Genomic DNA, 12,722 nt, shown 5'->3' with positions numbered 1-12,722 from the left:
AACCAGGTGGCGGTCATCCTGGCGCCACCCGTGCTCGGCCTGCTCACGGACCTGACCGGCGGTTTCGCGCCCGCCTGGGCCCTGCTCGCCGCGCTGACCGCTGTCACCCTGACGACGACAGCCCGGCTGTGACCGATCGTTCTGGCACAGGGCGACCGGCTATCGAGCCGAACCGTAGCTTGTGGCGCTCTGCCGCAGGGGTGGGCAAGTAGGCGGGGCAACACGAACAGGTACACCACGAACGGCGACCCTGTCCGTCACGGTCCCGATGCTGCTTCATTCTCCGGGGCAGCACGTCGGCGTAGTCTCGGACCTCGTACACACCGGTTCCGAGGAGCCGACGGATATGCGGGAGGGCCTCCTCATCACAGCGGATAGGGCCGCTTTGCGGGACGGCAACGGTGCTACCGGTTCCGCTGACTCGCGCTGCTGGTAGTCACGCGGAGACAGTCCGTGGAAGCGGGAGAAGGCGGCGCTGAACGTGGGTAGGTGGGCGTAGCCGATCCGGCGCGCGACGGCGCTGGGCGGGGCGCCTCCGGCGAGCAGGTCGCGAGCGATGCGCATGCGGGCGACATAGCGCCAGCGACCCAGTGTCATACCTGTCTCGTCGCGGAAGGCACGGCGGATCTCGGCGCGGACATCGACATCATGCGTCCCACCGGGCTCGCCGATACGACGCAAGCATTCCATCGCGACAGCACGCGCGCGTGGATCGGTGGGCATCGGCACCGACAGCGCTCGCTGCGCGGCAACTTGTTCCGCGAACAGGTCGAGGATGTGGCGGGGGTTGTGGTCGTCGGGACGCAGTCTGGACCGGGCGCTGATCGAGCAGAACATCAAGTAGTCGTCCCACGCGGGTGAGAACCGCACCTGCAGCGGCACTGGCAGTTGGAGGTCGCCGGTACTCGCGTTGCCCAGCGGCAGGGAGACGGAGTTCTCGCGGAGGCCGGTGACATGCTCCATTTCCGCAGGGATCCAGGTGGCTACCCCTCGCTCCCGCTCGTAGCGTTGGTCGCCGATGTCCAGGTACCCGCTGCCTCGATACATCCAGCTGAGGACGTGGATGTCGTTGGTGTGCGACGGCGTGCTGGCCGCGGGCAGCATCTCAGGCGCAGCGGGAGTATCCATCTTGCGCATCATCCGGATCAGATCGTCGGTCTGCCGTGCCGCCGCTGCCTGTTGCGTCAGCCCACCGGCGCCAGGCCGGGCGGAGAGCTCCCGTCCGAACTCGTGGGGGGTCACTCCGAACCGTCCCTTGAAGGCCCGCGTGAGGCCGTTGCGACTGGCGAAGCCCACTCGAGTGGCCACCTGGTCCACGTCGTAACCGGCAGTGAGGAACTCCACGGCAGCGCCGAGTCGGCAGAGCAGCCGCCACCGCTCGAACGTGAGCCCGGTGTCGGCGAGGAAGTCACGGCGAAGGGTGCGCGCGCTGGAGAGCACCCGCGACGCCCATTGCTCGACCGTGAGGTCAAGCGCGGGGTCGCGAACCAGTTCCTCGGCGACTGCTCTGGCTCCGCGGGCTCGCGGCATCGCCGACGAGGCGAATCCCTCTGGGCTCGGATTTCGCCCGACCTCGACGGGCGCCGGCGAGCGCGAGCCAGGACGCCGAAGGAGCTCCTCGATCGCCTCGGGGGAGTACCCGCGGCCGCTGAACGGAGTGACCTGCAGGTTGAAGAGCTGGATCAACCAGTCCTGCCAGCCACTGGGAACGTCGAACCGCGTCAGTTCCGACAACCCCCAAGCGTCGACGCCGGCGTGGGGCCACAGCGGGAAGGCGACAGTGCCCGGCTCAGTGGTGATCGCCCGCTCTGCCCAGCCATCCGCGGGAATCCAGGCGCCTTCACCGGCCATGAGGGAGAACACCGGCCCGCCGTCGAGGCGCACGTGCGCCACGCCAGTGCGAACCCAGAGCAGCAGCGGTCGAAGCGGTCGAACGGACGCATCTGCCGAACCCAGGCGCGCGCCCGGAATCGGCGGCGGGTCGCCGGCACCCGCGGCGAACGACGAGAGCACCACCACGTCCTAACCATGCGGCAGTCTGCGCACACCATTGTAGGTAAGGTTTACCTAACCTTACCAGTGCGCGCCCTCCCGATGCCGGCGCACGGCTCCTGCCCTCGAAGCGACCGGAAAGTTTGGTTCCCCGCATGCCCAAGACCTCGCGCCGGCTCGCCGTGCACCCGCCGACCCTGCGCGAGGTCGAGGTGGTCCGGACCGTCGACATCACCCCGGGGATGCGGAGGGTCACGCTGAGTGGCGAACAGTTGCGTGCGTTCACCACTGCGGACGGCTTCGTACGGCCGGCCTTCGAGTCCTCGGGCTTCGACGACGACCTCGGGTTCTACTTCCCATACCCAGGCCAGCGCGATCCGGTGCTCCCGGTCCAGGGCGAGGCCAAGTTGATCGTGCCCAAGGATCCTCGACCGCTGTCGAGGGCTTACACGGTTCGCCGGTGGGACCCCGAGGCCGGCGAGCTGGACGTGGACTTCGTCAAGCACGGGGTGGGCGCGGGAACGACGTGGGCCTATCGCGCCCAGCCGGGCGACCGGATCCACCTCAGCGGTCCGAGCACGTCCAAGACGTTCCCGGCCGGCGCCGACTGGTTGTTCGTGGCGGGCGACGACACCGCACTCCCCGCGATCGGCCGCCTGCTCGACGAGCTTCCGCCCGACGCCCGGGCGCAGGTGTTCGTCGAGATCGCCGAGGACGCCCACCGCCAGGAGCTGCGCGAGCTGCCCGGGGTGGACGTGACGTGGCTGGTCCGCCCCGGCGTGACGGCCGGGACCGTGTCGCCGCTCACCGAGGCCGTCCGCGGCGCGGAGTGGTGGCCGGGCCAGGCGTTCGCGTGGCTGGCCGGCGAGCACACGGCCGTCCGGGACATCCGCCGGCACCTGGTCGAGGACCGTGGCGTGCCCAAGGAGGACATCGACTTCGCCGGCTACTGGCGTCGCTCCGAGGTCGTCACCCTGGAGACCGACGGGGCGGTACCCGACCCGGACAGGACGGTCACTCCGTTCCAGAAGCTCCACGACCTGACCGGGCTTGTCGCGCCGATCGCGATCCGCACCGCCGTCGAGCTGGGTGTTCCCGATCTGCTCTCCCGCGGCGTGACCGGCGTGACCGAGCTGGCCGCCAAGGCCGGCGCCGACGAGCGCGCTCTGGGCAAGCTGCTGCGTTACCTGCACACCCTGGACGTGGTGACCGAGACGGAACCGTGTCACTACGCTCTGACGCCGGTCGGCGATGTCCTCACTCTGGAGTTCATCGCCGACCGGCTCCACTCCGCCGGGGTGGTCGGTCGCGAGATGCTCGGCATCCACGGCCTCACGGAGTCGGTCCGCACCGGCCGGCCCGCCTACGCCTCGGTCACCGGCCAGACCTTCGCCGACGTGCGAGCCGAGCAGGACTACGAGGACCGTCACCTGGAGCGCCTGGCGAAGTTCCAGCCCGCACTGGCCGAACCGATCGCCACGTCCGGCCTGCTCGCCGGAGTCCGGCACCTGGTGATCCACTCCGGTGGTGCCGGCGCCCACGCCCGTGCGTACGTCGCGGCCCACGAGAGCCTGCGCGTGACGATCTGCGCCCTGCCCGCCCAGGCCGACTGGCTACGCCGCGACCTGCCCGCCACGATTCCCGACGAGCGGCAACGCACACGGGTCGGCGTGCTGGAGCAGTCCGTCTTCGAGCCCAGCCCAGCGGCCGACGCCGTGCTCATCAGCCGCGCCTTCAAGACCCTGCCCGACGCCGACGCCGCTCACGCGCTACGCCGGGCAGCCGAGAACCTCGTCCCCGGCGGACGGGTGCTGCTGATCGAGGAGGTCTTCGACACCGACGACCTCGACGAGCACGACGGCGAGGAAGACCTGATCGGCCTGGTCTGCCACGGCTCCGGCCTTCGCACCGCGGCGGAGCTGGACGCCGTCATCGCCCGGGCCGGCCTCACGCGCAGATCGGCGCACACCGTCGGCCTGGGCACCACCGTCCACGAGCTCCTCCGCTCCACCGCCGACTGACCCCCTTCACCCCGGGAAGAAGAAAGAAGAGAACACCCATGGGCAACACTTCCCCGACGAGGCGCGGCGCGGCCCTTGCCGCCGCGCTGATGAGCGCGTCGCTCGTCCTCACCGCCTGCGGCGGTGACGGCGACGACACCGGCGACAAGGCCGCCGAGACCCGCAGCGTCAAGATCGCCGAGACCCGCAGTATCAAGGCCGAAAACGGCACCATCGAGGTTCCCGCCGACCCTCAGCGGATCGTCACGATCGGCAACACGAACCTCCCCTTCATCGATCTGGGTGGCAAGCCGGTGGGCGTCACCGAGGTGTCCGCCTCCGACCTCGACACGCTGCCGGAGGAACAGAGGACCGCGTACAAGGCAGCCGAGGTTGTCGGCAGCAACGGTGGTGAGGTGGACCTCGAGAAGCTCGCCGGCCTCAAGCCGGACCTCATCCTGGTCCAGTTCCACTCGAATGACTGGGACAAGGTCGGCAAGCGACTCGAGGCGATCGCCCCGACCGTGCTCTGGGGGCTCGACACCGAGTGGAAGGCCTTCGCCGACGCGATCGCGGAGGCCGGCAACGTCGCGGACGCGCTCAGCCGGCAGAAGGCGGAGTTCAAGGAGAAAGTCGCCAGGATTCAGGAGACCTACGGCAAGATCATCGACGACACCTCGTTCGTCGACGTCTCCCGCGGAGACTGGAACGATCCCGGAACGTTCTACATCGCGGACATCGGCTGCTCCGAGATCGCCCGGGACGACGTCGGCCTGGACCTCCCCGAGGCGGCCGAGGGCAAGGACCCCCTGGCCTACGAGTCCTTGCCGTTCGAGCAGATCGGTGAGCTGTCCAAGTACGACGTGATCACCTACCCCGTCGACGCCGAGGGCCGGCCGGCAGAACCCTTCGTGCCGGTGGTCGAGACCAACACCTGGAAGGCGCTGCCCGCCGTGAGCTCCGGTCGTGCGCTGGGAGTCTTCTGCCCCGGCAACAACTCCTACGGGCCCGTCATCCGGTACCTGGACTCGCTCGACGGCGCCCTGGCGACCCTCCCCGCCAAGAAGTGACAGCCCTCGCCCTGCGGCAGGACGGTCCGGGCACCGAGACGGTGCCCGGACCGCGTCGCCGTCTGCTCGGCCTGGTCGTCGCGCTGGTGGTGCTGGTGATCCTGCTGGTGCTGAGTGTCATGATCGGGTCGACGGCGATCGCGCCGTCGGTGGCGTGGGACGCGCTGTTCCACTCCTCGGCCGACATCGACCAGTTCGCGATCCGCGACTACCGGCTGCCGCGCACGATCGTGGGTCTGGTCGTCGGCGTCGCACTTGGTCTGTCGGGCGCGTTGATCCAGGCGCTCACCCGCAATCCCCTGGCCGATCCGGGTGTCCTCGGCGTCCATGCCGGCGCGTCCTTCGCGGTGACGGTCGCCGTGGGCCTGCTCGGCGTCCGCGACGCCCAGGGCTACGTGTGGTTCGCGTTCGCGGGGGCACTGATCGTCACGCTCCTGGTGCTCGCCCTCGGGTCGACACGGCAGGGCTCCTCGCCGGTGGTCATGGTGCTCGCCGGGGTCTGCGTCGGCGCCGTGCTCGGCGGCGCCAGGGAGGCGCTCCAGTTGACCAACCCGGACGCCTTCGACGCGATGCGGTACTGGAACGCCGGGTCGATCGTGGGCCGCCCGCTCGAGGTCGTGTGGCCGGTCCTGCCGTTCTTCGCGGTGGCACTCATCCTGGCCCTCGCGGTGTCGGGCCCGCTCAACGCTCTGGCCCTGGGTGACGAGGTGGCGGTCGCCCAAGGAGTCCGGTTGGTACGCACCCGTGTGCTCGCGGTGATCGCACTCACCCTCCTCGCCGGTGGCGCCACCGCGATCGCCGGACCCATCGGATTCGTCGGACTCATGGTGCCGCACGTGGCCCGCTGGATCGTCGGCCCGCACCAACGCTGGATCTTCGCCTACAGCATCCTCCTCGCCCCGAGCCTGCTGCTGGTCTCCGACATCCTCGGCCGCGTCGTGATGAGACCCGGCGAGATCCCCGTGGGTGTCGTCACCGCCTTCGTCGGCGCTCCCGTTCTCGTCGCGCTGGTGCGGCGGAAGAAGGCGAGCGGACTATGAGCACGCACATTCCGCGGGTGGACTTCGGGCGGCGGGTGCTGGTGCTGCGGCACCGGCGGATCGCGGTACGGCTCCAGTGGCGCTCGGTCGTCGTCTGCGCGGTGCTCGCGGTCGCGGTCGCCGGTACGGCGGTGCTCGCGCTGATGACCGGCTCGTACCAGCTGAGCCCCGGGCAGGTGCTCTCCGCGCTGACCGGCCGGGAGACAGGCATCGTCCACGACGTCGTGGTCGAGTGGCGGCTGCCCCGGGTGGCCGCGGCGCTGGTGTTCGGCGCGGCTCTGGGGGTGAGCGGGGCGCTCTTCCAGTCACTGTTGCGCAACCCTCTCGCCGACCCCGGCGTCATCGGGTTCTCCCAAGGCTCCTACACCGGCGCGCTGATCGTGATCCTGGTCGTCGACGGCACCTACGTGCAGCTGGTCGGCGGGGCGTTGCTGGGCGGGATGGCCACCGCCGTGGCCGTGTATGTGCTCGCCCACCGGCGAGGGGTGCAGGGGTTCCGGCTGATCGTCGTCGGCATCGGCGTCTCGGCGATGCTCGGGTCGCTCAACACCTGGCTGATCCTCAAGGCCGACCTGGACCAGGCGATGTCCGCGGCCGCGTGGGGTGCCGGGTCGCTCAACGGCGTGTCCTGGGACCGGGTCGTCATCGGCGGCGCCTGCATCGCCGTACTCCTGCTGCCGGCCGGAATGTTGAGCCGGCCGATGCGGCAGATGGAGCTGGGTGACGACGCGGCCGCCTCGCAAGGGGTACGGGTCTCGCCCGCACGCCTCGGCCTGATCCTGGTGGGAGTGGCGCTGACGGCGACGGTCACGGCCGCGTCGGGGCCGATCGTGTTCATCTCCCTGGTCGCCCCGCAGATCGGACGCCGGCTCGCCCGCACCGCCGGGATCACCCTCGCCCCCGCCGCCTTCGTCGGCGCGCTGCTGTGCCTGGCGTCGGACTACCTCGCCCAGCACGTCGCCCCCACCCCGCTGCCGGTCGGCGTCATCACCGTCGTGCTCGGCGGCGGCTACCTCGGATACCTGCTGTTCACCGAAGCCAGGAGACGCCTGTGAGCGTGACCCCGCCCGACACCGCGCGCCTCCGTGTGGAGTCGGCGACGATCGGCTACGACAAGCGGATCATCTCCGAGCGCCTCTCGGTGGCGATCCCCGACGAGTCGTTCACGGTCATCGTCGGCCCGAACGCGTGCGGCAAGTCCACCCTGCTGCGCGGCCTGTCCCGACTGCTGAGGCCGTCGGCCGGGCAGGTCGTCCTCGACGGTGCCGACATCAACTCCTACAAGACCAAAGAGGTGGCGCGGCGGGTCGGACTGCTGCCGCAGAACTCGATCGCCCCGGACGGGATCACCGTCGCCGACCTGGTGGCCCGGGGACGGTACCCCCACCAGGGGTTCATCCGGCAGTGGACCGAGGACGACGAGCGGGCCGTGCTCAGGGCGATGCGCCAGACCTCGGTCACCGACCTGTCCGGGCGCCTGGTGGACGAGCTGTCGGGCGGGCAGCGCCAGCGCGTGTGGGTGGCGATGGCGCTCGCGCAGCACACCGACATCATGCTGCTCGACGAACCGACCACCTTCCTCGACATCACCCATCAGATCGAGCTGATGGAGCTGTTCACCGACCTGCACCACGTCGGCCACACCCTGGTCGCCGTACTGCACGACCTGAACCACGCTGCCCGCTACGGCACCCACCTGATCGCCATGAAGGACGGCGCCGTGGTCGCCGAGGGCACTCCGGACGAGGTCGTCACGGCCGAGCTGGTCGAGGAGGTGTTCGGTCTGCGCTGCCTGGTGGTGCCCGACCCGGTGGCCGGCAGCCCCCAGGTGGTGCCGCTCGGCCGCGAACGAACCCGGCAGAGGTCCGCTGACAACACCGACGTGGAGAGCGTAAGAAATGGCTGATCCTTTTGTCGAGAAGCTGTCGACCGGTGAGTGGAGTCCGGAAAGGTTCAGACGACATCTCAAGGAGACGGGTGCACCGCTTGTCGAGCGGGTCTCCGCGGACGAGGTGGAGGTGACGTTCGCCGATGAGCCCGGAGACGACACGACGGTCACCCTCTCGGTGGTGATCGGCCCCAGAATCGGCTTCAACCCGATCGACACGGAGTTCGCCTCGGTGGCGGGGACGCCGTTCCGCGTTCTCACCCTGCGGATGCGTTCCGACCTGCGCTTCTCGTACGTGTTCGCACGACGTGGGCCGACGGGTGAGGGCGAACAGGTTCCGGACCCGTTCAACCCGCCACCGAGGTTCTCGGAGTGCTCGGTGGAGCGGTTCTCCGGGGCCTCGGTGGCAGTGCTGCCCGACGCGGTGCCGTTGCCCTGGCTCGATCAGGCCGAGGCGCGGCCGGCCCCGGCAGTGGAAACCGCCGTGCTGGTGAGCGAGCTCCTGGGAGACGAACGCCGCGTCTGGGTCTCGATGCCCCCGGGAGAGTTCTCGGACGAGAGCGCACTGCCCTTCGTGATCCACCTGGACGGGACGCCGGACCACAGCGCGCCGAGCGTTCGTGACGCCCTGGTTCGGGCTGGACTGGTCCGCCCCTGCGTGGTGGTCCTCGTCGGTCAGCCCGCACCGCGGCGCGACAAAGAGCTGCTCTGCAACCCGGCGTTCTCCCAGATGCTGGTCCGGGAACTGCTGCCGTGGCTCCACCACCGGTATCCGCTCTCGCGGGACCCCGGTGACGTCGCGCTGGCCGGCGAGAGCTTCGGCGGTCTGTGCGCCGGCTGGACAGCGCTCCACCACCCGACGACGTTCGGCAACGCCATCCTCCAGTCCCCGTCGTGCGGGTACCACCCTGACCTCACGTGGGGCACCGGGTCAGGCGAGCTGCTGCGCCGCACCCCCGTACCGACACTGATCGCCGACTACCTGGCCGCGGAAACGGCGCCGATCCGCATCTTCCACGACGTCGGTGAGCTGGAGAGCTCGAACACCCACAGTCGCTGGCTGGACCACGTGCTCACCGAGAAGGGCTACGACACCCTCTACAGAGAGTTCGCCGGCGGACACGACTACGCATGGTGGCGAGGAATCTTCGCCGACGCCCTGCTCTGGTGCTTCCCGCTCAGGAGCAGGGACCGGAGCCAGGTGTGAGGAACTCCCCGCGTCTCTCGGGCGCCGACACCGCAGGACTGGGGCGAGGACCGCTGACCCGCCGGCTGCCCGTGCTCCTGCTCGCTCCCGCCGAGCCGCTCGGTGCTCGGCCGTTCGCATCCGGGCCGGGGATCACCCCGGGCCGGTTCCTGCTACGTGTGATCTTCTCGGTGAGGCGGGTCAGCGTTCCCGCGATGCTGCTGGCGATCGTGTGGCAGGTGGGCGAGTCCGCGGTCCCGGTGGTGATGGGACTCGCGATCGACCGGGCCCTGGCGACCGGGGATGAGAGACAGTTGGTCCTGTGGCTCGGCGTGCTGGTGGCCCTCTACGTCGCGCTGACGTCGGCGGCGAGGCTCTCGCTGCGGCTGACCGCCTATGCGGTGCAGGTACTGCAGCACCGGCTCCGCGGCACCCTCTCCACGGGCGTGCTGCACCCGGTCGGCGGCACCGCCCGTGCGCCGGGCGGCAGCGTGGTCTCGGTGATGACGAACGACGTCGCGCGCCTGTCCAACGCGGTGATCCTGATGATCATCCCGGTCTCGAGGATCACGGCCATCGGATTCATCGCGGCATCGCTGCTGGCGACGCACCGGCTGCTCGGACTCGTGGTGCTGTTCGGGGCGCCGGTCGCGGTCTGGTCGATGGGCGTGCTCAGTGAGCGGCTCTCCCGGGACACCCGCGAGTACCAGGAATTGCTGGCCTCCACGGTCGGACAGGCCACGGACCTGGTCGCCGGCTATCGGGTGATCAAGGGGGTGCGTGCCGAGGCCGAGGCGACCAGCCGGTACCGGCGGGCAAGCCAGGAGACCCTTGCCGGCGCAAGGCGCAACGCGGGCCTGCTGGGGAGGTTCCTTGTGGGCTCGGGCGTGGTCAGCGGCACGTTCGTCGCCGCGGTGATGGGGCTGGCGGGCTGGTTCGCCGTGGACGGACAGCTCAGCATCGGCGGGCTGATCACCGCCGTCGGCCTCACCCAGGCACTGCTGCCGCAGATCCAGGCGATCGCGAGCACGTCCATCCCCAACCTCGCCGGCGCCCGCGCCTCGTCCGCGCGTGTCCTCGACATGCTGCGGGACGACGCCACGTCGACGGCTGGGCCCGATGACGCGACCCGGCGGGAGGTCACCGCGCTGCCGGAGCTCGATGTGGTCGTGCCGAGCGTCTCCGGGCCCAGCGTGACGATCCGGGTCGAGCCCGGCGAGCTCGTAGGCGTGCGCGCCGACGACCGGACCGCCGCCCGTGTCGTCGAGGCGCTGCTGGACCCGCGGGCCAGGGGAGGGGTCGAGGCGCGGCTCGACGGGATCGCGGCGCGGGAGCTGTCCCCGGTCGAGTACCGCTCCCGGGTCACCGTCGCGCCGCACCGCGCCACGCTGTTCAGCGGCACCCTCCGCGACAACGTCACCGTGATCGCGGGCGCGCCCGGACGGGTGGACGCCGCGGTGCGAGCCGCCGCTTGCGACGACTTCGCGGCCGACCTCGACGTCCCGGTCGGCGAGGGCGGCAACCGGCTCTCGGGCGGCCAGCGCCAGCGGGTCGCGCTCGCCCGCGCCCTGGCGAGCGACGCGCCGGTGCTCGTGCTGCACGACCCGACCACCGCGGTCGACTCGGTCACCGAGCACACGATCGCAGGTCGGCTGCGCGGTGTCCGGGCAGGCCGCTCGACGCTGCTGATCACCTCGACCCCGGCGCTGCTCGCCGCCTGCGACCGCGTCGTCGAACTGCCCGACGACGTACCCGCGCCCTCAAGGACGACGCGGTGAGCGGCACCTCCGCCGTGCCCGAGACCGCGGCTTCCGATGCCGGGCCGCCCGGCCTGCCGGTCGCGAGCGGCCGCGAGACGGTCAGGGAGATGTGGCGGCTCAGCCACGGGTACCGGCTCCGGCTCGCCGCGACCGGGGTGCTGGGGGTCGTCAGCACCGGCGTCGGCCTGATCGCTCCCGGGGCGATCGGATTCCTCGTCGACCGCGTGCAGGCCGGCACCGCGGACCTCGCCACAGTGCTGACGGTCACGGCCGTCATGGCGCTCTCGGCAGTCCTCGGTGCTGCGGGCACCGCGCTGACGATCGTGCTCGCCACCCGCGTCTACCACTCCATCCTCGCCGCGCTGCGCGAGCAGCTCGTGGGCCACGCGATGACGCTCCCACAGCACCTCGTCGAGCGCGCCGGCACCGGAGACCTCATCTCGCGGTCCAGCGACGACGTCACCGCGGTCGCCGACGCCGCCCCCGCCGTGATCCCGGTGCTCACCGTCGCCGCCTTCACCATCGTCGTGTCGCTGGGCGGGCTCGCGGCACTGGAGTGGCCCTACGCGGTCGCCTTCGCCGTCGTGCTGCCGGTCTACGTGCTGGCCGTGCGGTGGTACCTGCGCATCGGACCAGGGGTCTACCGCGCCGAGCGCACGGCGATGAGCGCGCGTGCCCAGCAGATCCTCGAGTCCCAGCGCGGCTACGCCACCGTGCTCGGCTTCGGGATCGCCGAGCAACGACACCGGGCTGTGATGATGGACTCCTGGCGCGTCGCGGGGCAGTCGCTACGCGCGCGCACCGTGCTGAGCATGCTCAATGCCAGGCTCAACCTCGGGGAGTGCCTGAGCCTGGCCGCCGTACTCGTCGTCGGCTTCGTCCTCATCGACCACGACGCGTCGACCATCGGCGGCGCCACCACCGCCATGCTGCTCGTGCTACGCCTGCTCGGACCGGTCAACCAGCTGCTGCTGGTCATCGACACCCTCCAGTCCGCCCTCGCATCGCTGAGCCGCATGATCGGGGTCGTCACGATTCCGTTCAGCTCGTCGGATGTCCCGGCGCAGGCCGCGAGCACCGCCGTACAGCTCGACAAGGTCTCGTTCCGTTACGGCGAGGGGCCACGGGTGCTCGACGACATCACCCTCGACATCCCCTCCGGTCAGCGCGTGGCCGTCGTCGGCGTGTCCGGGGCAGGCAAGACCACGCTCGCCGGCGTGGTCGCCGGCACCCACCTACCCGAGGCCGGAAGGGTGACTCGCCCCAGCCGTACCGCAATGATCACCCAGGAGGTCCACATCTTCGCGGGCACCCTGCGCGACAACCTCACCCTCGCCGCACCCGGGGCCACCGACCGCGACCTCCGTACAGCGCTGGAAGCCACCGGCGCCGCATCGATCCTCGATGTCCTCCCCGACCGGTTGCACACCCTGCTGGGTGTCGGCGGACACCCGCTCACCGACGCGCAGGCGCAGCAGCTCGCCCTCGCCCGCCTGCTGCTCACCGACGCTGATCTGGTGATCCTCGACGAAGCGACCGCCGAGGCCGGCTCCACCTACGCCGGACAGCTCGACCGCGCCGCTGATGCTGTCCTCGCCGGGCGCACCGCGGTCATAGTCGCGCACCGTCTCTCCCAAGCGGCAACCTGCGACCGGATCATGGTGATGGAGCACGGCCGGATCATCGAGACCGGCACCCACGGAGAGCTGGTTGATGCCGGTGGTGTGTACGCCGGGTTGTGGACGGCCTGGGAGGCCGCTCAGTGACAACAGCACGACCAGGCCAG

9 protein-coding genes are annotated in these 12,722 nt (G+C 70.6%); 8 read left to right on the top strand and 1 reads right to left on the bottom strand.

Going from position 1 to position 12,722, the window contains the following annotated elements:
* Positions 1-276: 276 nt before the first annotated feature.
* Positions 277-2,019 carry a helix-turn-helix domain-containing protein gene (locus tag ABD817_RS31175; protein ID WP_344921826.1) on the bottom strand — a complete coding sequence of 581 codons (1,743 nt, stop codon included), beginning with the start codon at positions 2,017-2,019 and terminating at the stop codon, positions 277-279.
* A 128-nt stretch (positions 2,020-2,147) separates the two neighbouring features.
* Between ABD817_RS31175 and ABD817_RS31170 the strand changes: the two genes are divergently transcribed.
* The 8 genes from ABD817_RS31170 to ABD817_RS31135 are packed head-to-tail and all read left to right on the top strand — an operon-like array spanning position 2,148 to position 12,702.
* On the top strand, positions 2,148-4,013 hold the full coding sequence (locus ABD817_RS31170) for an SIP domain-containing protein (RefSeq protein ID WP_344921825.1): 1,866 nt from the start codon (positions 2,148-2,150) through the stop codon (positions 4,011-4,013).
* 38 nt (positions 4,014-4,051) lie between these two features.
* On the top strand, positions 4,052-5,062 hold the full coding sequence (locus ABD817_RS31165) for an ABC transporter substrate-binding protein (RefSeq protein WP_344921824.1): 1,011 nt from the start codon (positions 4,052-4,054) through the stop codon (positions 5,060-5,062).
* On the top strand, positions 5,059-6,102 hold the full coding sequence (locus ABD817_RS31160; RefSeq protein ID WP_344921823.1) for a FecCD family ABC transporter permease: 1,044 nt from the start codon (positions 5,059-5,061) through the stop codon (positions 6,100-6,102). Before ABD817_RS31165 ends, ABD817_RS31160 begins: the two co-directional genes overlap by 4 nt.
* Positions 6,099-7,157: a FecCD family ABC transporter permease gene (locus tag ABD817_RS31155; protein WP_344921822.1), complete on the top strand. Its 1,059-nt coding sequence runs from the start codon at positions 6,099-6,101 to the stop codon at positions 7,155-7,157. Before ABD817_RS31160 ends, ABD817_RS31155 begins: the two co-directional genes overlap by 4 nt.
* Before the next feature lie 2 nt (positions 7,158-7,159).
* Positions 7,160-8,008, top strand: a complete 849-nt coding sequence (locus tag ABD817_RS31150) for an ABC transporter ATP-binding protein (protein ID WP_344921839.1) — start codon at positions 7,160-7,162, stop codon at positions 8,006-8,008.
* Complete coding sequence (locus tag ABD817_RS31145) at positions 8,001-9,197, top strand: alpha/beta hydrolase (protein WP_344921821.1); 1,197 nt, start codon at positions 8,001-8,003, stop codon at positions 9,195-9,197. The genes ABD817_RS31150 and ABD817_RS31145 overlap by 8 nt, the downstream gene beginning before the upstream one ends.
* Positions 9,194-10,954, top strand: coding sequence for an ABC transporter transmembrane domain-containing protein (locus tag ABD817_RS31140; protein ID WP_344921820.1), 1,761 nt, complete (start codon positions 9,194-9,196; stop codon positions 10,952-10,954). The genes ABD817_RS31145 and ABD817_RS31140 overlap by 4 nt, the downstream gene beginning before the upstream one ends.
* Positions 10,951-12,702, top strand: coding sequence for an ABC transporter ATP-binding protein (locus ABD817_RS31135; RefSeq protein WP_344921819.1), 1,752 nt, complete (start codon positions 10,951-10,953; stop codon positions 12,700-12,702). Before ABD817_RS31140 ends, ABD817_RS31135 begins: the two co-directional genes overlap by 4 nt.
* The last annotated feature ends 20 nt before the right edge of the window (positions 12,703-12,722 follow it).

Origin of the sequence: Streptosporangium oxazolinicum, assembly GCF_039537505.1 — a bacterium.
Lineage (GTDB): Bacteria > Actinomycetota > Actinomycetes > Streptosporangiales > Streptosporangiaceae > Streptosporangium > Streptosporangium oxazolinicum.
The sequence above is the reverse complement of the archived record's forward strand: the minus strand, read 5'-3'. Positions and strand labels throughout refer to the sequence as shown.